Origin of the sequence: Methylobacter sp. BBA5.1 (assembly GCF_000746145.1) — a bacterium.
Classification (GTDB): Bacteria; Pseudomonadota; Gammaproteobacteria; order Methylococcales; family Methylomonadaceae; genus Methylobacter; species Methylobacter marinus.
Map to the genome: position 1 here is coordinate 92,606 of NZ_JQKS01000013.1, position 24,101 is coordinate 116,706.

Here is a 24,101-nt window from a genome sequence, read left to right on the forward strand (position 1 = left end):
ACACTCCTTGACTTATGCGGTACAAAAAATCGAATCGCTGTTGGGCGTGAAAGCGTTCGAGATTCAGGGGCGCAAAGCCATTCTTACGCCGACCGGCCAAATGCTTTACCGACGCGCATTGGCATTAGTCGATGAGGCAAGCGATCTGGAGCAAGCGGCGCATACGCTATCGACAGGTTGGGAGGCGGAGATTCGCATTGCGGCAGAAATCCTTTTTCCTTCACGGTTACTGCTGGTCTGCCTGGATCGCTTCGGCCATGAAAGTCCGCGAACACGGGTTGAGTTGATTGAATCGGTGTTGGGCGGGACAGCCGACGCGCTGCTCAAAGGGGAAGCCGACTTGGTTATTTCCCCTCAACAGCCGCCAGGTTTTCTAGGCGAACTCTTAATGCGAGTTCGATTGGTCGCGGTCGTGCATGCCGATCATCTTTTGCATTGTTATGGCCGCGCGTTAAGCAATCGGAACCTGTGTGCCTATCGGCATCTGGTGATACGGGATTCGGGCACTAAGCGCGACCGGCGCGCAGTGTCCGTCGAAGTCGACCAGCGCTGGACGGTAAGCCAAGATGCCACTTCGATCCAAGCCGTCTCCATGGGTTTCGGTTTTGCTTGGCTTCCAGAAGAGCATATCCGTGTGGAGTTAAAGACAGGATTGCTCAAGCCTCTACCTTTGCGTGAAGGCGGAACACTTGAAGTTCCGTTATACATGATTTTGCCACTCCAGACTTTGTTGGTATTGGAGTGAACCATATCGCCGAGATAATCAGGGAGTCGGTGGAGACTTGCAACGCAGAAATGGATGGACCGTCCCGAATGAATGACGACCTTGGCTACTAGTCAGAGACGTGGCAAAGGTTTTTTTTGAAGTTATAAAGGCGGTTTTGGCCATAAACCCCCAGAATTCACCGTTCTTTGATGCATGTGGATGCTATGTCAATCACAGAAAACACGTCATCATTTGAGCCTGTCCCAAAATGAGACATCTAAACAGGCAACCAAAAGAGTCATTTTTGAGCACTCTTTTACGCCGACAGATATTTTTCGCAAAAGATAGCATGGTTGTTCCGATAATCAGGAATGTCAAAAAATCATGCTATTCAATTCGCCAGAATTCATCTATTTCTTCCTTCCATTTTCCTTAGCAGCCTGGTGGATGCTCCAAAAACTGGAGCGTGAAAATGACGCGCAATTACTGGCCATCATCTGTTCCGTGTATTTCTATGGATGGTGGGATACGCGATACGTGCCGTTGCTAATTGGTAATGCTATTGGGAATTTCTTCTTGGGATGGCAGATCTCCAAAACAAAATCCAAGCTTTTGCTGGCTGTCGGATTACTCTACAACATTGGTTTGCTGGGATACTTCAAGTACGCAGATTTCTTCATTGGCAACTGGAATGACTTGACCGGATCAGGCGTTGAAGCCTTGAAATTGGTCCTGCCGCTAGGCATTTCATTTTTCACATTTCAGGTTATCGCTTACTTAGTCGACTGTTACAAAGGCTATGTAGAAGACTTCAACCTGAGACGGTTTTCCTTCTCGATCTCTTTTTACCCTCACCTTATCGCGGGGCCAATACTTCATTACTCGGATGTCATGCCGCAACTCAAAGAGCGGATTGCATTTGATGCACGTCAGTTTTCCCAAGGCTTGTTTTTGTTTGTAATCGGGCTGTTCAAAAAAAGTGTCATTGCCGACAGAATTGCCGAAAAAGTAGACCCGCTATTTGCCGCCGACACGACATTACAGTTCTTTGAGTCCTGGACGGCTTCTCTGGGATATGGATTGCAAATTTACTTTGATTTCTCCGGATATTCCGATATGGCCATAGGGATAGGCCTGATGTTTGGAATCACTCTGCCTCAAAACTTCATTTCCCCTTACCTAGCAACAAGCATCGCCGACTTTTGGAAACGTTGGCACATAACCCTATCGAGATTTCTATGTGACTACGTGTATATCCCGCTTGGAGGCAATCGAAATGGCTTCGTTAAAGGCGTTATGGCTGCTGGGTTGACAATGATCACTGGTGGCTTTTGGCATGGCGCCGCATGGACGTTTGTTTTGTGGGGGCTATTGCATGGTTTGTTCATTGGCATGCACAGAATTTGGGAGCGAACACGATATGCGCTTCCGGAAACTGCGGCAATCGGCTTAACGTTTCTGTCGGTGACAGCGGCTTGGGTTGTGTTTCGAGCCGAATCGGTTGGCCATGCTATTTCAATCTGGAAAGGGATGGTTGGCATCAACGGTGTTGCAATCCCAAGCATGCTATCTGGCCTTTGTAATAGCTGCGCACAAACCAGTCTAATTTCGGGCATGGAGTTCATTCAAATCGGAATTCTGCTATTCGTGTGCATGAATTATGTGAACGCACAAAAAGATGTTCAATCACTACAGCCCTCGTTAAAAACAGTGGGTTATTTATCAGCTCTATTTTTCACCAGCATTTGGATGTCAGGTTCACATGAAAGCTTTATCTATTGGCAGTTTTGATTCATTTTGGAAAGCCAGCTTGTTTTGTACCGGAGCTGTTGCATGGGCGTTACCCACCTGGAATGTAGTGGTAAACCCGTACCAGATATTCAATGACAAGCACTCGATTGGGGCTCGATACACATCGTCGACAACAAACGAACGTTACTTAAAGGTCGCGCATCTTGTAAGGGAAGCGAGGGACAGATCACCCCTGGCAGCTGAAAATATTGTTTCGGTAATTAACGAATCGCTAGACGATCGCCAAAAACCAAAACGGGAATTACCGAACGCATTCATTGTGGGATCGTCAATCATGGGCATGATTGAACCGTCTTTAATGGAAACACGTTTGCCTGTGACACACTTTTACAATCTCGCGTTTCTGGCCGCAAAACCTGATGAAATCTTGGCTACGCTGAAAGGTTTGAAGCGCGAAGGTGTACTAATAAACAACATTGTCTATGGTTTGGAGCCAATTGCCTTTACGGACATCAAGTCGTATGGTCCGGCTTACCAACTACACCCGCTAGCCGATGAAAGCAGTAAACAGAAGGTGTTGTTTGATTATTTATTCGCATCGAGTCTGTCAGACGGATTTAGCCGGCTTGTCACTGTCTTACGCGGTGAGCCATCGGTAAGGTATGACATAGAGGGAACAGGACGATATTACCTCGACCGTTACGACCGCGAAATCAAAAAAGATCACGAAGCTTTCATTCGCAAACAATTTCCAATCGATGCCAAACCGTTAAATGCACCGCCCTGGATCGAAAACCGCTTTAGCGAATTAAAGGGGCTGGTTCAATGGCTTAAGCAAGAAAAAGTGAATGCGAGGTTTTATCTGAACCCACTTCATCCCTATGTTGCAAACGCATACGGAGATGATCGTCTAAATGAATTCAAGCAAAGGATGACCGAATTAACTGGTCAAGCAAACCTCAATGATTGCACTCGATTGCTGATTAATGAGGACGTAAATCGACGATTTTACGACTATAAGCATTTTAGAGACGTTGAGGCAGGTAAGGTGCTTGATTGCGGGTTAGGCATTATCGGGTCAAGCTAAAGAGACTGAAAAATCGCGCCTTTCACCCCGATGTAAGCACAAACGCGTTTTTAGAATAGCAACATCATTACTTGATGTTGACCAAATGAAGATAGAGCTCGGACAAGATGATTATCTCTTGTCAAAAAATCAAGCGTCCCCGGTGTTTTGCGATTTCGATTGCCTAGTGAATGCCCATATGCTGGTTATGGGAAAAACAGGCATGGGGAAAACAACTTTTTTGCGACATGTGATTCGACAAATGCATCGTTTTTCACCGGCGCCACGGATTCATATCATGGACGTGCATGGTGATATTAATCTGAGCAGAACATCGTCCGTCAGGTTCTCGGAATCCACCGAATACGGGCTAAATCCATTTGTAGTAAGTCAGGACCGCCATTTCGGTGGCGTGAGAAAGCGTGTGCAAGACTTTATTGCAACGATCAACGGATGCCGTCCGATCGGTTCACGGCAAGAGGCAGTGATGAGGCATTTGATTACCGATCTCTATGCCGCGAATGGATTCTTTGCCGACAATTACAAATCCTGGGTTTTGCATGATGGAATTGATCGTAAGTACCCAAAACGGTACCCGACCATGGATGACGCCTGCCGTTACGCATTTGTAAAACTCAAACAGCTCATTATTGGAAGTGACACACAAGCTGGACGAGCCCTGGAAGAACTAAACAAAATCACAACGAAGCTCTACAAAATAAACAAGCAGCTTTCAGCGCCTAGCGCAAAGCCTGATGGCGATTTGCTAGAGAAAGCGATGGATCTGCGTCAAAAAGCGATCAAGTCATATAAAGATTACATAGAGAACCTGGTAACCGGCAAGGAACTGGAAGACTTCATCAAATATGAATCAAAGGAAGTTTTGAAATCGGTTGTTGAGCGATTCGACAACCTCAAAGCAAGCGGGATATTCAAAAATCAACAACCACCATTTGATTCATCAAATCCAGTTTGGCATTACGACATTACAGCGTTGCGAGAGGATGAAAAGCGCATGTTTGTTGAATTCAAACTCCAAGAAATTTTTTCATCCGCACTCGAAAGAGGCCCGGTTCGAAGAGAGGAAGAAGGTCTATTGAGGGACATCATGATTATTGATGAGGCTCATCTGTTCTTTAGAGACGATGAAAATAACATCCTGAACACCATTGCTAAAGAAGGTCGGAAGTTTGGCCTTGGTCTCATCTGCGCAAGTCAATCACCTACACACTTTTCTGAAGACTTTTTTTCAAACGTTGCCACAAAGATCATCTTGGGCGTCGATCAAATGTATTGGGACAACTTAGTAAGAAAAATGAAGGTGGAATCAAAATACATGCAATACATCAAGCCATTTCAAGTCATCGGAGCACAGATGAGTAATAAGGGCGAGACACGATCGCGTTTTACGATGGTCAGAGTTCCAAATTCCCGCGTTCAAAACCAAACCCATTGAATGCTGCGTAATTAAGTTAGAACCAAGAACTTTCAGGAGAACCAGAAATGCCAAAAAACAAACTGATGAATTTAAGGATGAATTCGTTTGCAAGTTTCGACGATGCGATGGACATGTGCGAATTGTTGTCACGGGAAACGGGCGACGAATACACCGTAATGCCTGATAACCATTTGGGCTTTACGGCAAATCGGATTCAATCAAGCATCAAAAAATCAAATAAAAAAGGAGAAATAGAAAGTGAGTTCAATGCGCGCGAGCTTCGTCAAGCTTGGCGGGGATTCATAACGAATTATTTTGAAATTTTTTTAGGACTGTTGCTAATTATGAACCCATACAGAGTTATGGGTTGGGTGTTTTATTGCTTGAGCATCGAAACGCTACCAGAATGGCTTAATTTAAAAGGCGTTGGCGATTTACTTGGATTGGGCGGTGTATTGTTGATCCTTTATGGACTGAGGTTTATTTACAGTTATTTTGCCGAAAAACTTTACATTGATGAGGATGGCATCATCCTCAAAAAAGGGATTCTTGCTCAGTCCCAAGTACAAATACGATTTAGCGATATAAAAACAATCGGTGTTCAACAAGGCATATTAGACAGATTGATGGGAATTGGCACAGTTCATTTGGATTCTGCCGGCACGAACGGAACAGTAGACATAGAGTTCAAAAACACCATCGACCCTATAAGGATGCGTCGAAATATTCAGATTCTCATCGATAATCACATCAAGTTTCATGGATAAATAATGATCAAAAAAATTGCTGCGATTTTTACGAAAAAAAAGCTTCCACGTAGCAAGTTAAATCTTGAGAAATCGGATGTTGTAAATACCAAGTCAATTAGCCTGGATATCTTTGAGGAATATTCTCAGAGATTACCGGGATTTCCAACTGGTATACCGGTAATTCCAACTGATTTGCTGGTCGAAAAAAATAAGGACATGATCAAGCAAATCATTTTGGCAAGAGGATTGGCTGGAGCACATAACAAGGATGAAGTAGAAAAAAAGATCATGTCCCCAGTAAGGCATCTTGCTGAAATGACGCACTTGCTGCCTGCTTCCGAGAAAAATCATTTCAAGTTGTTGGGAGGATTATTTTCTTTCTGCCTGGAAGTCTCTCTGTTTTCAATCAGGTACGCAGAACGAAGAATATTGACACGAGCAACGCCTGAAATAAGAAAAGACGAAGAATCTCTTTGGACTCACGCTGCATTCCTGACAGGCTTATTTAGCGAGGCAATAACAGCCATATCCAAAATATCGGTGTATGCCGAGGATAAGGGTATTGAATGGCGACCAGGTGCTGAATCACTTTATGAATGGCTTCAAAGAAATGAATTGAAACGCTATCACATCCGATGGAGCGATAAGGAAGATCGGTCAACGGTTTATATCATGGCAGGAAAATCCATTCAGAAGGAACAAACGGATATTTTTGCTACCGGTGAAAAGGCGATTTACAAAACGCTTTATGCAGCAATGCAAGACCAAAAAGACCATAGCAATCCCCTGGCTAACATCGTTGACACGGTGAAGTACAAAATCATGGAACGAGATGAATGGAGCTATGCGGATCGTTATGGCAAACCATTGGCGGGCATGCATCTGGAACCCTGGTTGATCGATGCCATGCGGCATTTGGTTCAGAAAAAACGTTGGGTGCCCAATGATGAGAATGGCCGTATTTGGCACGGTCAGGACGGGGTGTTTCTGGTGTGGCCATTGGCAGCAAACGATATGCAAGTTCAATTAAAGTCCGCGGAATGCCCATTTATTCCGAGTACGCAAGAGATATTGGCCGATATCCTCCTGGATGCCGGAATCATTGAGGAAAGTAGACTTGGCGGATACCTGTTTGATATTGAAGTTCCTGCAGCTGAGAGCAAAGAGAAGAAGCATCTAGAAGCGCTTAAATTAGCCCGGTATGAAATTCTGTTTGTAAAAACTCAACATAAACCGATCGATGGAAACCTTCGGATCAAAGTTGATGACAACGAAAATTCGGCAGACCGAATCGAATTACAAGACCAATCAAATATTGATAGTGAAGCTCATGAACATACATCGAAGAATCAATTCGACAAAACTCATTCGGAAAAAATCGAGCATACGCATGAGAGAAAAACAGATCCCAACCAAGAAGGGATCGATGAAAATGACGAGCTCCAAAATACCGATATCAATGCAGATGGTGGTGTGCAGACTGTCTTGCCAACTCATGACGAGTTAATCGATACGAGCATTTTGTTTCAAAAATCTGAAATAACTCAAACAAAAAACAAAACCAAGAGGAATTCAAATAATAAAAGAAATAATGAATTTAGTTCTGATAATAAAAGCCATACCGATACCTTGGCAATAAACAATTATGACGATGATTATGCGGCCGACTATCTACCCGCAAAAGAAAACGAATATGGTGAACTTGCTTTTGAGCGTGACGAGAAGGCGAAACTACCGGAAAAGAATCAAGTAACGATTCAGGATGCCAATAAAGAAATCCATACGGACAACAATGGTACTGAAGATCCCTTAGGTTTTTTAATTGGATCATCAAAAAATGAGCCTAAAAAAATCAAGTCAAATCTGAAAGAACAGGAAGCTGGAAAATCAAATGTGCCCGAGTTAGATAGCTTGTTGGGTAAAAAGACAAAAGAAAAAGAGAACGCAAAAAGCGATGATGGATCAGGGAGAGCCGGTTTAATTTTAAACAGACTGAAAAAACTACCCATTGAATATCTTGAGTCACAGCCAGGCGGGTTAACAAAAATTAAATCAATAGGATTGAAAGATACAAAAATGGACCTGAAAGACTGCATATCTGTACTGAAAGCATCTGGTTTACTTGAAATGATCGATGGTTATGAAACAGGCCTTGATAGCTCAGGAAAACCTCAATCGCGTTATTTCCTGGTAAGGGCGGACTTGCTGAATGGCAAATAACTACGATCCCTATATACGCAAACCCTACGAATTGTATATCGCCGCTGCTTGGTTTGTGGCTACCGCAACGTCATTTGCCGGATACATTGTATTGCCTGGTGGAAACTCAATGATGATTCCTTGGCTCTGTTTTGGTTTCATGGCTCTTCAGTCAGCTATTAAGGGGCTTGATTTAGTTGGACGTGGAAAAGTTGGCGAAATGCTGACGTTTATGGATGTTGGAAAACTTCTGGAATTGGTCAAGCCAGAAAAAATGTGGTTTGGCTGGGGATTCGACTGGATGCCTATTCATACTCAACGGGCAGTTGATTACATGTTGTCGGGCGCCAAAATAAACCATGACCAAGAGAGTCCTGGGAGTCCTTGGATTCATGGTTTGAACTTAGGAAAAGAAAAAGACGTTTTGATTTCGCTTAAATCGCTTGAAGGTCACACCATCATGTTTGGCACGACGGGTGCAGGAAAAACGAGAGCCTATGAAGTAATGGTTACCCAAGCCATTCACCGGGGCGATACAGTGATTATGATCGATCCAAAGGGCGACAAAGAATTGCGTGATCGCATGGAACTCGAATGCGCAAGAGCAGGACGAGATGATTCATTTTTGTTCTTTCATCCGGCATTCCCTAAATCTTCAATCCGTTTAGATCCAATGCGGAACTTCACTCGCACAACCGAAATTGCGTCCAGGATAGCCTCATTACTTCCATCTCAGACGGGGGGGTCGGATGCATTTACTGCGTTTGCTTTCAGGGCGCTAAATCTGGTTGCACAAGGTCTTCTTGAAACTGGCAAACGCCCATCAATCAAACGGCTGCGATATTACATCGAAGGTGGGGCAGAATCGCTATTGGTACAAGCGATCGAGGCACATGCGAATCGCGTTGAGCCTAACTGGAAAGAAGAAAGCGCGGAACCATTCTTTACCAAGGCCAGGGCCGGCAAAGCGAAAAAAATGGAGACAATTACAAATTCAGATTGGCTGGCCACGATTGAATGGTACCGCGCAACGATGAGTAACGGGCCCAATGGTTCTGAAGGGATCGATGGATTGTTGTCGCTTGTCGAACACAATCGGCTTCATTTTTCGAAGATGATTGCCTCTCTTATCCCCGTGCTAAACATGTTGACATCTGGAGACCTGGGCGAACTTTTATCACCAAACGAAGATGACACCCGCGATTCCCGACAGATATTTGATACATCAACGATCATTTCCGGCAAGCATGTTTTATACGTAGGACTAGATTCCTTATCGGATTCCATTGTGTCTTCAGCAATTGGTTCGATAGTTCTAGCTGACTTCGCATCCGTGGCCGGGATGATCTACAACAGCGGGAAAAAGCCAGGACGAATCTCCATGTTTGTCGATGAGGCGGCCGAAGTCGTCAATTTGCCTTTCATCCAAATACTTAATAAAGGCCGCGGCGCCGGGTTTCAGGTTGTCATGGCGACACAAACGCTACCTGACATTGTGGCCAGGCTGGGAGACGAGGCAAGAGCAAGACAGGTCGTTGGCAACTGCAATAACCTCATCACGCTCCGGATCAAGGATGGTGACACCCAACAATTTGTTGTGGAAACATTTGGACAAACCTATATCAAAACCGTGCAACAAAATATCTCAAGCGCGGTTAATTCGGCCGAAAACATCATCAATTATTCTGGAAATAGTGGGCAATCATTGAGCTTTGGTGAGCATGACCTATTCCCGCAACATCTTCTCGGGCATCTGCCCAATTTTCATTATATTGCATCAATCGCCGGCGGCAGGGTCATTAAGGGACGACTGCCCATCATTACCCATTAGGATTAAAAACATGCATGATCAGTCAGCCGAAATAATTTTTTTGAAAAAACCTTTGCCACATCCGCTTGAATCCGCTTCGATTGAAATGAAAAGGGCCTGTAGGGCAACGAAACGCTATCCCAGCTCTCAGGAGTTATTTACGAGATGGCCTAATCTTCGGGAAGCTTCGCAGCGATTAACCTCATTGTTGACACTGTATTGGCCAGACCATAGGAAAGACGGTGAAAGTTTATTGGTTAATTGTCTCGACGCTGGCTTTGCGGAGGCTGAAAAATCTATCTCAAGAGATAACAACGATCTGACTGAACAAAAAGCATTTATCACGCGAGTTTCGGCCGAATTGGTTCAGTGCCTTGGTTTGACGCTCATGATCAAACGTAGCGGCCTGTGGACAATTTACGATCCAAGCATTGAGGGTTACTTGGATGAAATCGTGAAATCGACAACCAGCGAAGAATTGACATGGGTCAAGCAGCCACACCGCGCCTTTTCCAGCGCCCAAAGCGAATTACTATGCGCTTCAAGGGTGTTTACCATGAATGAGTTAAAGTTAGCTGGATTACTGGAATAACGTGAGATGGGAAAACATTTCCTCATATGGCTGATGATTATGTTTTTTACACCGCTGTTGCTCCCAGCGCTATTGAATCCTAAGACAATTTCAAACTATATAAAAGCCGATTACAATTCAGCAATCAGCATTTTGGGAGAAAGAGAAGAAATCAATAAAGAAATAATTGATTTATACAAAAAAAATCTTACCTCGGTTTCAACTTTCGCCAATAACTTCAGGGATCGACATGACGATTCGGATAAATACCGAAATAGTGGCGATCATATCGGAGAGGCGATCGCCGATATTCCTGGGGATTGGGCTGCTTCAGTTAAACTGCAAGCCTACAGCTTTGCCTTGAGAATGGTCATTTTATCAAAGTGGGGAAGCTGGTTAGTGATCCCTATAGTTATGGGTTTCTTTGCTGGAGTTTTTGAAAGACGGCTGAAATCGGAGACTTTTACATCTCCTGTGCCCCCTATTTACAACACATCGGCACACATGCTTTTAGCATTAAGTTGCATGCTGGTTTTATGGTTGATTTGTCCTCTCCCAATACCGTTACCCATTATTCCGACTATTGCTGTTCTGATCAGCGTTTTTATTAGTTTGGCAATCGCGCACTATCCGAATTACTGATCAAAAAAGCAATATTCTGAGGTAAGCGCTGATTGGGGTTGACGAATTTATACCTGTTCAGGCTGCCATTGCTGGAGGGCTTAGGCCGAAATCCGCGCGCCGATGGCGGCAGACGGATCTAGATAGTCGGCAGAAATTGCTGAGTTGATGGGATATTTTTAAAAAACTACTTCCTGGTAGTGATGTAGTGCACGGGGGTTGAATAGTTCATTGACTCCTTAGTTGAAGATGTGAGTTGAAGTATTCATTTTTATGCAATGCATTGAGGCTCACGAAATCATCTGTAATTGGGCACTCAGCGAAGGTTTTTGGGTCTGGATTTAACATACCTTATAATGCCATGTGAAATATAAATCCTTCCCCAAAATAATTGCATAACTTATTGTTTTAATTAGATCGCAATTGGCTGTTTACGCGTGTATTTTTGGGGGTGTTAATTGATATAAGTTATTGTTTATTATGAATAAAATTAAAGTTCTCTTTGTCTGCATGGGCAATATTTGTCGGTCGCCGACGGCGGAAGGCGTTTTCGTGAAACTGTTGAAAGAGCGCAATCTGGATCAGCGTTTTCTGGTCGATTCGGCCGGCACGCATGCTTATCATATCGACGAAGCGCCCGACCTGCGCGCGCAAAAAGCGGCTCGCGATCGCGGAGTGGAGTTAGCCCATATTCGGGGCAGGAAAGTCATTATGGGCGATTTCGAGGATTTCGATTTCCTGCTGGCTATGGATAACGATAATTATTCGATATTGCTCAATGCCTGCCCCGAGCCTTATAAAGACAAAATCAAATATTTTCTCGACTATGCGCCTCATTTGGGGACTCGTGAAGTACCGGATCCCTACTACGGCGGCGATTACGGTTTTGAACGGGTGCTGGACATGGTGGAGGAAGCGTCGGAAGGCTTTCTGAAGAGCCTGCGGAGCGCTGGCCACCTGTAGTTTCAGGCACCGATTTTCATAAACATTGATTAGGATGACAGCATAATGGCAATCATATCGAATACCATAGGTTACATGGATGGCGATGTTCAACTGGAGGCATTTTTCGCGTTTGACGACGCCTTGTCAGGCCGTCGCCCGGCGGTTTTAATCAATCACGCCTGGGGCGGCCGGGATGAGTTTGTCGCCGAAAAGGCGCGCAAACTTGCCGAACTGGGTTATGTCGGCTTCGCCCTGGATATGTACGGCAAGGGGGTTCTGGGTTCGGGCCCCGAGGAAAACGCCAGGCTGATGCAGCCTTTCATGGCCGATCGAGCTCTGTTGCAAAAACGCATACAGGCAGCGCTGTATGCCGTCAAGCAGTTGCCCTGGGTCGATGACAGCAAGATTGCCGCGATCGGCTTTTGCTTCGGCGGCTTGTGCGTGCTGGATCTGGCCAGAACCGGTGCCGATATCAAGGGCGTGGTCAGTTTTCACGGCTTGCTGGGCGCGCCGGACAATACCCGAGGCACTGCCATCAAGGCGAAAGTGCTGGCGCTGCACGGTCATGACGACCCCATGGTGTCGCCCGAGCAAGTGCTGGCGTTTGAACAGGAAATGACCGAGGCCGGCGCGGACTGGCAGGTGCATGCCTATGGCCATACGATGCACGCGTTTACCAATCCGGTCGCCAACGACCCGGCATTCGGCACGGTTTATCAGGCCGATGCGGATCGCCGTTCCTGGCAGGCGATGCAAAATTTTCTGGCGGAGTTGTTCCTTTAACTAAAAGCTGTAACACTTCGACTCTACAATGACAATTTGTTATAATCCACCGGTTATTTAATCCCGTGCAACCGCATGGGCTAAAAGGAATTTTTGAACGCTTTGCGGTTGCTTTATGAAGGAAAATCATGCCGGCACGCTATGTGCGGCATTAACGTGTATAAACGGATCAATGTCAGACTTCGCTAAAGAAATTATCCCGGTCAATCTCGAAGACGAGATGAAACAGTCTTACCTCGATTACGCCATGAGCGTGATTATAGGTCGAGCCCTTCCAGATGTCAGAGACGGCCTTAAACCGGTTCATCGTCGCGTTTTGTATGCGATGAGTGAATTGGGCAATGATTGGAACAAACCTTATAAAAAATCAGCGCGTGTAGTCGGTGATGTTATCGGTAAATATCACCCGCATGGCGATACGGCGGTTTATGACACCATCGTTCGCATGGCGCAGCCTTTTTCCTTGCGTTATATGCTGATCGACGGCCAGGGCAATTTCGGTTCCGTCGATGGCGATTCGCCCGCCGCGATGCGTTACACCGAGGTACGCATGGCGAGAATCGCCCATGAACTGCTGGCCGATCTGGACAAGGAAACGGTCGATTTCGCGCCCAACTACGACGAGTCGGAATCCGAACCCACCGTCCTGCCGACGCGCATTCCGGCCTTGCTGGTCAACGGTTCGTCCGGTATCGCCGTCGGTATGGCGACAAACATTCCGCCGCATAATCTGTCCGAGGTCATCAGTGCCTGTCTGGCCTTGATCGATCAGCCTGAAACCACGATTCAGGAATTGATGAAATATGTTCCGGGGCCTGATTTCCCCACCGCCGGCATCATAAACGGCGCTTCCGGTATTTATAATGCCTATACGACCGGGCGCGGCAAGATCTATCTGCGCGCGCGTTGTCATTTCGAGGATATTGGCGACAGCAGTCGTCAGGCGATCATCGTGACCGAATTGCCCTATCAGGTCAACAAGGCGCGTTTGCTGGAAAAAATCGCCGAGCTGGTGAAAGACGGCAAACTCGAAGGCATCTCCGGCCTGCGCGATGAGTCCGACAAGGACGGCATGCGCATGGTTATCGAACTGCGCCGCGGCGAAGTGCCGGAAGTGGTCCTGAACAATCTCTATAAGCAGACACAGTTCCAGACCGTTTTCGGCATCAATATGGTCGCGTTGCTGAACGGTCGCCCGCATTGTCTGAATCTGAAAGAGGTCCTCAACGCTTTTATCGATCACCGGCGCGAAATCGTCACGCGCAGAACGCTTTACAATTTGCGTAAAGCACGCGAGCGGGCGCATATTTTGGAAGGCCTGGCCGTCGCTCTGGCCAATATCGACGAGATGATCGACCTGATTAAAGCGGCCAGCAATCCGTCTGAAGCCAAGGTAGGGCTGCTGGCCAGAACCTGGAATGCGGGTCTGGTTTCATCGCTGCTGGAGCGAGCCGATGCCGACCGTTCATGGCCCGAGGATCTCGCGCCCGAATTCGGCCTGGCCAATGGCCTTTATCGTCTTTCCGAAGCACAGGCCCAGGCTATTCTCGACTTGCGTCTGCATCGCTTGACGGGACTTGAGCAGGACAAGATAGTCAATGAATACAAGCAACTGCTGGAGCAGATCGATGAATACCTGGCTATCCTCGGCAGCGATGTGCGGTTGATGGAAGTCATCAGGGAGGAACTGGTCGCCATCAAGGAGCAATACGCGGACGAACGGCGCACTGAAATCATTCAAACGCATCTGGATCTGTCCGATGAGGATCTGATTACCGAGGAGGACATGGTAGTCACCATGTCGCATGAGGGTTACGTCAAGGCTCAGCCGTTGAGCGATTACAAGGCGCAGCGGCGGGGCGGCCGGGGCAAGTCGGCAACGGCGACCAAGGAAACCGATTTTATCGACAAGCTGATCGTTGCCAATACGCACGATACGATTTTATGCTTCTCGTCGCTGGGCAAGGTTTACTGGCTTAAAGTCTATCAATTGCCGATGGCCAGCCGCGCCTCGCGCGGCAAGCCGTTTGTGAATATGTTGCCGCTGGAGCAGGGCGAAAGTATTAATGCTATATTGCCGATCCGGGAATTTTCCGATAATAAGTTCATTTTTATGGCGACGGCCAGCGGTACGGTCAAAAAGACGCCGTTACTGGAGTTCGAGCGCCAGCGCGCCAACGGCAAGATCGCGATCGATTTGAAGGAAAATGATACCCTGGTCGGCGTGGATGTGACCGACGGTCAGCGGAACGTGCTGTTGTTCAGCAGTGATGGCAAGGCCGTCTGTTTCAATGAATCCGATGTGCGTTCCATGGGCAGGACCGCGTCCGGCGTGCGCGGCATTCGTCTGCAGGAAGGGCAGAAAGTGATTTCCCTGATTATCGCGGCGGAAGGCATGGTGCTGAACATTACCGAGAACGGTTACGGCAAGCGCACCCGACTGGAAGAATTCACCTGCCACAGGCGCGGCGGCCAGGGGCTGATCGCCATCCAAACGTCGAAGCGTAACGGCGCGGTGGTCGGGGCCGTGCTGGTCAATGATCATGATGAAATTATGCTGATTACCAATGCCGGTACACTGGTGCGCACGCGCGTCGACGGTATCTCGGTAATCGGCAGAAATACCCAGGGTGTCACGGTTATTCGTCTGGATAAAAAAGAAAAAGTCGTCGGGGTCGATCGTATCGAAGGGCTGGCCGGCGAGGACGACGAAGACGTGGCGGAATTGGAATCGGGAGCGCCTAATGAAGTTGAATCCGAAGAGGAATCCTAATGTCCAGAATTTATAATTTCAGTGCGGGTCCATCGGCACTTCCCGAGCCGGTATTGCGTCAGGCTCAGGAAGAATTGATGGAATGGCGCGATAGCGGCATGTCCGTCATGGAGATGAGTCATCGCGGCCGGTTTTTTTCCCTTATCGCAGAGGAGCTTGAAAACGATCTCAGAACCTTGTTGGCTATCCCGGACAATTACAAGGTCTTGTTCATGCAGGGCGGCGCCACGGCCCAGTTTTCGTTTATCCCGCAGAATATCTTGAATGGCAGAACCAGGGCCTGTTATGTCAATACCGGCGCCTGGTCGGAAAAAGCCATACAGGATGCGAAAAACTATTGCGAGGTCATCGTCAGCGCGAGTTCGGAGGCATCGAAATTCACTAACATTCCCGATCCTTCAGACTGGGTGCTGGACGAACAGGCGGCTTATCTGCACTATACGGCCAACGAAACCATCCATGGTGTGGAATTCTCCGACATTCCCGACAGCGTCGGTTTGCCGTTGGTGTCGGATATGTCGTCCAATATCCTGTCGCGTAAATTCGATCTGAGCCGATTCGGTCTGGTTTATGCCGGTACCCAGAAAAACATGGGGCCTGCCGGCGTCACGGTTGTGATCGTCAGGGACGACCTGATAGGCAAGTCCGGCAAGCAAACGCCGCCGGTCTTCAATTATGCCGATCAGGCTAAAAATCATTCCATGCTGAATACGCCGGCGACCTATAACTGGTATCTGGTCGGACTGGTGCTGAAATGGTTACTGAAACAGGGCGGCGTCGACGCCATCGAGCAGCGTAACATGGCCAAGGCCGAGTTGTTGTATCAGACTATCGACCAATCTTCTCTGTACCGGAATCCGGTGGACCCTTCCTGTCGATCAAGAATGAATGTGCCGTTTATTCTGGCCGACCAGAATCTGGATAAGCCTTTTCTTGCGGCGGCGGAAGCGAACGGCTTGTTTGAACTGAAAGGGCATCGTTCGGTCGGCGGCATGCGTGCCAGTATTTACAATGCCATGCCCGAGGAAGGCGTACGGGCGCTATGTGATTTTATGGCAGAATTTGAAAGAACCCATTAACGAGAGCCGCTCCAATGACCTCAGTCACTCCACTTTCTGAATTAAGAGACAAGATTGATGCGATCGATCAGCAGATTCTGCAATTGATCAATCAGCGTGCGTCCTGTGCGATGGAAGTCGCTAAAACCAAAATTGCGCAAGGCGAGAACGGCAGTTTTTATCGGCCTGACCGCGAATCCCTGGTCTTAAGGCGCATCAAGGATTTAAATCAGGGGCCGTTGCCCGATGATACCGCTGTGCGTTTCTTCAGAGAACTGATGTCGGCGTGCCTGGCGCTGGAAAAGCCGCTGGATGTGGCTTTTTTGGGTCCCGAAGGCACGTTTACCCAGCAGGCAGCTTTTAAGCATTTCGGTCATGCCATTAAAACCGTGCCTTCCACCACGATTAACGAGATTTTTAATTCGGTCGAGAGCGGTAATTGCCAGTTCGGTTTGGTGCCGGTGGAAAACTCAACGGAAGGCGTGATCAGCCATACCCTGGACCGGTTTCTTTCATCGCCGTTGAAAATCTGCGGCGAGGTTGAGATCAGGGTGCATCATAACCTGATGGGGAATGTCGAAAGCCTGGCTGATATCACCGAGATTTTTTCTCATCAGCAATCGCTGGCCCAATGCCGTCAGTGGCTGGACCGCCACTTGCCGCAGGCCCAGCGCATTGCCGTCACCAGCAATGCCGAGGCGGCAAGGCTGGTGTCGAACAAGATACAGGCGGCCGCGATTGCCGGTCAGGTGGCTGCCGAGCTGTATGGTCTCAATATCCTGGAAAAGAATATTGAAGATGAGCCCAACAATACGACGCGCTTTATTATTATAGGGCAGCAAACATCGGCCCCGACGGGCAACGATAAAACCTCGCTGGTCGTTTCCACGGGCAATCAACCCGGTGCATTGCACAAGATCCTGGAGCCTTTTGCGAGATTCGGCATCGGCATGGTTCATATCGAGTCCCGGCCTTCGCGCCAGGGATTGTGGGATTATGTCTTTTTTATCGATATTGAAGGGCATTGTGAGGATGACGATGTGGCTCAGGCTCTGGCACTATTGAAAGGCAATGTGCATATGCTCAATATCCTGGGTTCCTATCCTAAAGCCGTCCTTTAAATTTTTATCCTTATGGCATGGCACCACGTGCCTTTAAACATAACAAATGACTAATATCAATACTATTTGCGATCTTGCCGTACCGGGTGTGCAGCAACTTGTTCCTTACGTTCCCGGTAAACCGATTGAAGAGCTGGAACGGGAGATGGGGCTGACCCGGATTATCAAGCTGGCTTCCAATGAAAACCCGTTGGGGCCCGGAAAAAAAGCGCTGGCCGCCATTCAGGCTACTTTGTCGCAATTGGCGCTGTACCCGGACGGTAACGGCTTTAATTTGAAACAGGCGCTGGCTCGTAAGTACGGGGTCGAGACCGGCCAGATTACGCTGGGCAATGGTTCCAATGAGATTCTGGAGCTGGTTGCGCGCGCTTTTCTGACGACGGAACATGAAGTGGTGTTTTCCCAGCATGCCTTCGCGGTCTATCCGATCGTGACGCAGGCGGTCGGTGCCAAGGCCGTGGTTGTGCCTGCCGTGAATTACGGTCATGACCTGGACGCGATGCTGCAAGCCGTTAATGAAAAAACACGGCTTGTCTTTGTCGCCAATCCCAATAATCCGACCGGGACATGGGTCGATCAATCCAGTCTGGAGTGTTTTATCAAGGCATTGCCTGAAACCTGTCTGTGCGTGCTCGATGAAGCGTATTATGAATTTGTCGATAGCACGGATCCCGTTGATTCGATAGGCTGGCTGAAAAAATACCCCAATCTGTTGATTACCCGCACTTTTTCCAAAGCTTATGGGCTGGCCGGATTGCGCGTCGGTTACGGTCTGTCGAGCCCGGAACTTGCCGATATATTGAATAGGGTGCGGCAACCCTTCAATAACAACATGCTGGCCTTGGCGGCCGCGGAAGCGGCTTTATCCGATGCTGAACATCTAGAACGGACGATTACTGGCAATGCACGAGGCATGCAGCAGTTGACGGACGGCTTCAGAAAACTCGGTCTGGAGTGGATTCCTTCGCATGGCAACTTCGTTTCGGTCGATTTGAAACAGCCCGGATTGCCAGTTTATGAGGCCTTGCTGAGAAAAGGCGTCATCGTCAGGCCCGTGGCCAATTATGAAATGCCTAGCCATTTGCGTGTCAGCATAGGCACGGAAGAGGAAAACCGGATTTTTCTTAATGCCTTGAGCGATATATTGAGCGATGTTTGACCGGCTTTGTATTATCGGTGTCGGGCTGATCGGTGGCTCCATAGCGCGGGCCGCAAGGCTGCATGGGTTGAGCCGGCACATTGTCGGCTATGGCCGCGAGCAGGATTCGAATAATCTGCGGACGGCGAAACGACTGCAAGTCATCGATGATTACTATCTGGACATCGAGTCGGCGCTGAAAGACACCGATTGCGTCGTGATCGCCACGCCGGTTGGTTCGATGGCCGGTATATTATCTTTGCTGAAGCCTTTCTGGACGGAAAAAGCCATTTATACCGATGTGGGCAGTACGAAAGGTAGCGTCATTGCCGCGGCACGGCAGGTATTTGGCAACGTACCGGATAATCTGGTGCCGGCGCATCCAATTGCCGGGGCGGAACAAAGCGGCGTGGAAGCCGCCGTGGACGATCTGTTTCTGAACAAGCGCCTGATTATCACACCGGTTGAAAATACCCGGCTGGACGCGTTGCAGAAAATCCAGCATTTCTGGGAAGGCTTGGGCTCTGCCGTATCCATCATGGAGGTTAACCGGCATGATGCGGTTTTGGCGGCCACCAGTCATTTACCCCATGTTCTGGCGTACTCGTTGGTGGACATGCTCGGGCGCAAGGATGAACAAAGCGAGATTTTCAAATATGCCGCCGGCGGCTTCAGGGATTTTACGCGTATTGCGTCCAGTGATCCGACTATGTGGCTGGACATTTGCACGGCTAATAAAAATCAAATCATCCCGTTAATTCAACAATTGAAGAATGAGCTGGATAAAATAGAACAAATGCTGGCAAACGATGACAGTCGGCAGCTTTTTGAAACTTTTACGTATGCCCGAAATGCGCGGCAACGCTTTCTTGATCAGTTTGAAGGTAACAATGTCGAAAACAATAACATTTAAGGTTCAGCCGGGTGGCCGATTACAGGGCGAAGCACGCGTGCCGGGCGACAAATCCATATCGCATCGCTCGATTATGCTGGGGGCGTTGGCAGAGGGCGTAACGCACGTCAAGGGCTTTCTCGAAGCGGAAGATGCCTTGGCAACGCTGCAGGCTTTTCGCGACATGGGCGTACAGATTGAGGGGCCGGTCAACGGCGAGCTGACGATTCACGGCGTCGGCAAACACGGCCTGAAAGCACCCGCAAAAGAACTTTACTTAGGCAACTCGGGCACATCCATGCGTCTGCTGAGCGGTCTGCTGGCAGGGCAGGCGTTCAATTCGATCCTGACGGGCGATAAATCGCTGTCAGGCAGACCCATGAAAAGAGTCACCGAGCCGTTAGCATCGATGGGTGCTGATATAAAAACGACGGAGAATGGCACGGCGCCTTTGCATATTACCGGAAAGGCGGGGCAATTGACCGGTATCGATTACGTCATGCCGATGGCCAGCGCCCAGGTCAAATCGTGTCTGCTGCTGGCCGGCATGTATGCGCAGGGTGAAACCACTGTAACCGAGCCCGCTCCGACGCGCGATCATACCGAGCGCATGCTGACCGGCTTTTCTTACCCGGTAAGAAAGCAGGGCAGCAAGGTCAGCATTAATGCCGAAGGGTGTTTGAAAGGGACTGATATCGATGTGCCCAGCGATATTTCATCGGCGGCGTTTTTCCTGGTCGGCGCATCCATTGCGCCGGGTTCCGATTTATTGTTAAAACATGTTGGCATAAATCCAACGCGTACCGGCGTGATCGATATCCTGAGATTGATGGGCGCCCGGATCGATGTGCTCAATGAACGCGTGGTCGGTGGCGAGCCGGTGGCCGATCTGCATGTGGTTTACAGTCCGTTAAAAGGCATCGATATACCGGAAGAGCTGGTGCCGTTGGCCATCGACGAATTTCCGGTGCTGTTTGTGGCAGCCGCCTGCGCGGAAGGTCAAACACGCTTGACAGGCGCGGAGGAACTTCGGGTCAAGGAATCGGACCGGATTCAGGTGATGGCTGATGGCTTACAAATTTTAGGCGTCGATGCGCAGCCGACGGCGGACGGCATGATCATTCAGGGTGGACAGATAGGCGGCGGCGAAGTCATCTCTCATGGCGACCACCGCATCGCGATGTCGTTTTCAATTGCCGGGTTGCGTGCTGATGCCCCCATTACCATTCATGATTGCGAGAATGTGAATACGTCTTTTCCGGAATTCAAGGATCTGGTCAAGCATCTGGGGCTCGATCTGGTTTGCGGAGAGAGGTAATGGCTATACCGGTTTTAACGATTGATGGGCCTAGCGGGGCGGGCAAAGGCACGGTCAGTCGGGCCGTGGCAAAAAAAATGGGCTGGAACTATCTCGATAGCGGTTCTATCTATCGTTCATTGGCCATTGCCGTATTAAAACAGCATGTCGAACTGACTAATGAGCCTGAAATTGTAAAAATAGCGCAATCAATGGCGTTAGAGTTTGAGTGTGATGATGAGCTGGTCGTCAAGCTCAATGGCGAGGATATTACCCCTCAACTGGGCCTTGAAAGTACGGGCAATGCGGCTTCAATGATTGCCGCATTGCCGGAAGTGCGGCGCGTGCTGTTGGAAAAACAAAGGGATTTCAGGAGGATGCCGGGGCTGGTCGCTGATGGCCGCGATATGGGAACGGTAGTTTTCCCTGATGCCGAAATAAAGGTGTTTTTAACCGCGAGCGCCGCCGAAAGAGCGCAAAGACGATATAAACAGTTGATGGAAAAAGGGATTGATGCTAACCTTTCTCGCTTAACGAGTGAGATAGAAGAGCGGGATCGTCGTGATATGGAGCGAAAAACGGCTCCATTGGCCATGGCCAGCGATGCGCTCTATATTGATTCCTCCGATATGACGATTGATTCGGTCATTGACGAGATACTAAATTTGATCCATTAAGGATCTTTTTTTACAGCTGCATGCATTAGATGTGGTATTTTTTAACTTTGACAACGAGAAGGCTTGTTTGAATTTTGACAGGCTTGGGAAAATTGAAAATGAGCGAAAGCTTTGCGGAATTATTTGAAGAAAGTCTAACCAAGACAGAAATGCGCCCGGGCGCCATGTTAATGGGTACAGTAGTCGATATCGAAAACGATATGATCATTGTCAGTACTCATTCCAAATCGGAAGGTGTCATTCCAAAATGGCAGTTTTTGAACAATGATGGCGAACTGGAAGTTAAAGTCGGCGACGAAATTGAAGTTGCCCTTGATTTATTTGAAGATGGTTTAGGCGCTACACTTCTTTCCCGAGATAAAGCAAAGAAAAACAAAGCCTGGTCTGAACTGGAAGAGGCGTTTGAAAAAGAAGCCACGATTACCGGCCGTATTACCGGTAAGGTACGCGGTGGTTTCACTGTTGCCGTTGGCGCATTGCGTGCGTTCCTGCCGGGTTCACTGGTTGACGTGCGTCCAATCAGAGATACGACTTTCCTGGAAAACCGGGATCTGGAATTCAAGGTTATCAAAATCGACCAGAAACGTAATAACGTCGTTCTGTCACGTCGTGCGGTTGTAGAAAAAGAATACAGCGCTGAAAGAGAAGAATTGCTGAAAACCCTCGAAGAAGGCGCAATCGTTACCGGTGTGGTTAAAAACCTCACTGATTACGGCGCATTTATCGACCTGGGCGGTATTGACGGCCTGTTACACATTACCGATATGGCATGGCGTCGTGTGCGTCATCCTTCCGAGTGTGTCGAAATCGGTCAGGAAATCCAGGTTAAGGTGCTGAAATACGACAAGGACAAGAATCGTGTTTCATTAGGCATGAAGCAAATGGGTGAAGATCCGTGGCAAAACATCAACCGCCGTTACCCAGCCGGTACGCGCGTATTCGGTAAAGTGAACAACCTGACCGATTACGGCTGCTTCGTTGAAATCGAAGAAGGCGTGGAAGGTCTGGTTCACGTGTCTGAAATGGATTGGACCAACAAAAACGTTAACCCATCCAAGATCGTACAGTTGGGCGACGAAGTTGAAGTCATGGTACTGGAAATCGACGAAGAACGTCGTCGTATCTCTTTGGGCATGAAACAATGCAAAACCAACCCATGGGATGAATTTGCCGCGACTCATAACAAAGGCGACAAGATTACAGGCAAAATCAAATCGATTACCGATTTCGGTATCTTCATCGGCCTGGAAGGCGGCATTGACGGTCTGGTGCATATGTCCGATATCTCCTGGGCTGATGACGGCGAAGCCGCGGTTCGTGAATTCAAAAAAGGCGATGAGCTGGAAACCGTCATTTTAGCGGTTGATTCCGAGCGCGAGCGTATTTCGTTGGGCATCAAGCAACTGGAACAGGATCCGTTCCAAAACTTCCTGGCTACTCATGAGAAAGGCAGCCTGGTAACCGGAACCATCAAAGAAGTCGATGCCAAAGGTGCCGTCGTTACATTGGCTGATCATGTCGAAGGCTATATACGCGCTTCCGAGATTCAACGTGACCGCGTTGAAGATGCACGCACCTTATTGAAAGAAGGCGATACAGTGGAAGCCAAGTTCATCGGTGTGGATAAGAAAAGCAAAACCATTTCCTTATCTATTAAAGCCAAAGATCAGGAAGAAGAGTCTCACGCTATTAAAGATTACACCCAGCAACAAGCTAGTACACCTACCTTGGGTGATATCTTTAAACAAATGGAAAAATAAAAACCATACGGGGTATGCATGACATGCATACCCCTCTGATTTTATTCATTTGCACGGGATAGAATGTGACAAAATCCGAATTGATTGAAGCGCTTGCCAGACAACAACCACATCTTGCACAAAAAGACGTGGAACTGGCTGTAAAGTGCATCATTGAGAAAATGAATCAAGCATTATCTTCCGGCGAACGCATTGAGATTAGAGGCTTTGGCAGCTTTTCTCTGCATGAACGTCCGCCACGCATGGGGCGTAACCCCAAGACCGGCGATTCTGTGGCATTGGCAAAAAAATATGTACCCCATTTCAAGCCGGGCAAAGAGCTTCGCGATAGAGTCGATGAATCGCGCGGAAAATGCAAAATAATTGATTGAATAATCATCAACGCAAGAACCACAGTCCTATGAATTTGTAATGAAGCATGAGTGATCATTATTTTTTAGGTGCTTGGTCATTGCGTTGATCCCTTTTTTGCCTGATTCTCAGTTACTTCAAACTAATCTAAATTTCACATCCTTTCTCTGGGTCTTTACAATTGATATTTGCGGTAGAGGTGCCGATAATTCTTCTTCCGGTTTTTTACCTCGTAAACGCAAAATTGAATCCCCCTCAAGCATAGTATCAATTAAGCTTCCAAAACCGCTAAAACAGAAACATGAGCATCTCTCTGCGGTTTCAGCATCAGTCCTCACTATTTTCTTGTTTTTTATTATCTGGCCGGTCGTTCGCTCAAGTTCGTGGAAAATGA

20 protein-coding genes are annotated in these 24,101 nt (G+C 48.0%); all 20 read left to right on the top strand.

The annotated features are described in order from the left end of the window. Nucleotides 1-7: 7 nt before the first annotated feature. Nucleotides 8-745 (top strand): LysR family transcriptional regulator, encoded by a 738-nt coding sequence (locus EK22_RS24230; protein WP_235209266.1) that lies wholly within the window; start codon nt 8-10, stop codon nt 743-745. 345 nt (nt 746-1,090) lie between these two features. Next, nucleotides 1,091-2,497 carry an MBOAT family O-acyltransferase gene (locus EK22_RS09390; protein WP_036250332.1) on the top strand — a complete coding sequence of 469 codons (1,407 nt, stop codon included), beginning with the start codon at nt 1,091-1,093 and terminating at the stop codon, nt 2,495-2,497. Further along, entirely contained in the window at nt 2,469-3,545 is a 1,077-nt protein-coding gene (locus EK22_RS09395) for a hypothetical protein (protein ID WP_036250334.1), read from the top strand. The genes EK22_RS09390 and EK22_RS09395 overlap by 29 nt, the downstream gene beginning before the upstream one ends. 85 nt (nt 3,546-3,630) lie before the next feature. After that, a complete protein-coding gene (locus tag EK22_RS09400) occupies nt 3,631-4,980 on the top strand; it encodes an ATP-binding protein (RefSeq protein ID WP_051961831.1) in 1,350 nt (449 codons plus the stop codon). A 47-nt stretch (nt 4,981-5,027) separates the two neighbouring features. Then, on the top strand, nt 5,028-5,729 hold the full coding sequence (locus EK22_RS09405) for a PH domain-containing protein (protein ID WP_036250337.1): 702 nt from the start codon (nt 5,028-5,030) through the stop codon (nt 5,727-5,729). A gap of 3 nt (nt 5,730-5,732) precedes the next feature. Then, nucleotides 5,733-7,931, top strand: a complete 2,199-nt coding sequence (gene mobH, locus EK22_RS09410) for a MobH family relaxase (protein ID WP_036250339.1) — start codon at nt 5,733-5,735, stop codon at nt 7,929-7,931. Next, a complete protein-coding gene (traD, locus tag EK22_RS09415; RefSeq protein ID WP_036250341.1) occupies nt 7,921-9,741 on the top strand; it encodes a conjugative transfer system coupling protein TraD in 1,821 nt (606 codons plus the stop codon). The genes mobH and traD overlap by 11 nt, the downstream gene beginning before the upstream one ends. 10 nt (nt 9,742-9,751) lie before the next feature. After that, nucleotides 9,752-10,312, top strand: coding sequence for a hypothetical protein (locus EK22_RS09420; RefSeq protein ID WP_036250344.1), 561 nt, complete (start codon nt 9,752-9,754; stop codon nt 10,310-10,312). 6 nt (nt 10,313-10,318) lie between these two features. Beyond that, a complete protein-coding gene (locus tag EK22_RS09425) occupies nt 10,319-10,933 on the top strand; it encodes an IncC plasmid conjugative DNA transfer DtrJ family protein (protein WP_036250346.1) in 615 nt (204 codons plus the stop codon). Between the two features lie 459 nt (nt 10,934-11,392). Continuing rightward, nucleotides 11,393-11,875: a low molecular weight protein-tyrosine-phosphatase gene (locus EK22_RS09430; RefSeq protein ID WP_036250350.1), complete on the top strand. Its 483-nt coding sequence runs from the start codon at nt 11,393-11,395 to the stop codon at nt 11,873-11,875. Nucleotides 11,876-11,920: 45 nt separating this feature from the next. Continuing rightward, the gene (locus EK22_RS09435; protein ID WP_020160696.1) at nt 11,921-12,640 is read left to right on the top strand and encodes a dienelactone hydrolase family protein; all 720 of its coding nucleotides are present in this window, start codon (nt 11,921-11,923) and stop codon (nt 12,638-12,640) included. Between the two features lie 172 nt (nt 12,641-12,812). Next, entirely contained in the window at nt 12,813-15,413 is a 2,601-nt protein-coding gene (gyrA, locus tag EK22_RS09440) for a DNA gyrase subunit A (RefSeq protein WP_036250351.1), read from the top strand. After that, nucleotides 15,413-16,492, top strand: a complete 1,080-nt coding sequence (gene serC / locus EK22_RS09445) for a 3-phosphoserine/phosphohydroxythreonine transaminase (RefSeq protein ID WP_036250352.1) — start codon at nt 15,413-15,415, stop codon at nt 16,490-16,492. The genes gyrA and serC overlap by 1 nt, the downstream gene beginning before the upstream one ends. Nucleotides 16,493-16,506: 14 nt before the next feature. Continuing rightward, nucleotides 16,507-17,592 (top strand): prephenate dehydratase, encoded by a 1,086-nt coding sequence (gene pheA, locus EK22_RS09450; protein ID WP_020160699.1) that lies wholly within the window; start codon nt 16,507-16,509, stop codon nt 17,590-17,592. A gap of 46 nt (nt 17,593-17,638) precedes the next feature. Then, nucleotides 17,639-18,751: a histidinol-phosphate transaminase gene (hisC, locus tag EK22_RS09455; RefSeq protein WP_036250356.1), complete on the top strand. Its 1,113-nt coding sequence runs from the start codon at nt 17,639-17,641 to the stop codon at nt 18,749-18,751. Further along, complete coding sequence (locus tag EK22_RS09460; protein ID WP_036250359.1) at nt 18,744-19,643, top strand: prephenate dehydrogenase; 900 nt, start codon at nt 18,744-18,746, stop codon at nt 19,641-19,643. The genes hisC and EK22_RS09460 overlap by 8 nt, the downstream gene beginning before the upstream one ends. Then, nucleotides 19,621-20,940 carry a 3-phosphoshikimate 1-carboxyvinyltransferase gene (gene aroA, locus EK22_RS09465; RefSeq protein ID WP_036250361.1) on the top strand — a complete coding sequence of 440 codons (1,320 nt, stop codon included), beginning with the start codon at nt 19,621-19,623 and terminating at the stop codon, nt 20,938-20,940. Before EK22_RS09460 ends, aroA begins: the two co-directional genes overlap by 23 nt. Next, nucleotides 20,940-21,596 (top strand): (d)CMP kinase, encoded by a 657-nt coding sequence (cmk, locus tag EK22_RS09470; RefSeq protein ID WP_020160703.1) that lies wholly within the window; start codon nt 20,940-20,942, stop codon nt 21,594-21,596. Before aroA ends, cmk begins: the two co-directional genes overlap by 1 nt. Before the next feature lie 98 nt (nt 21,597-21,694). Then, nucleotides 21,695-23,356, top strand: a complete 1,662-nt coding sequence (gene rpsA, locus EK22_RS09475) for a 30S ribosomal protein S1 (RefSeq protein WP_020160704.1) — start codon at nt 21,695-21,697, stop codon at nt 23,354-23,356. 65 nt (nt 23,357-23,421) lie between these two features. Further along, on the top strand, nt 23,422-23,727 hold the full coding sequence (locus tag EK22_RS09480; RefSeq protein ID WP_020160705.1) for an integration host factor subunit beta: 306 nt from the start codon (nt 23,422-23,424) through the stop codon (nt 23,725-23,727). Nucleotides 23,728-24,101: the final 374 nt, after the last annotated feature.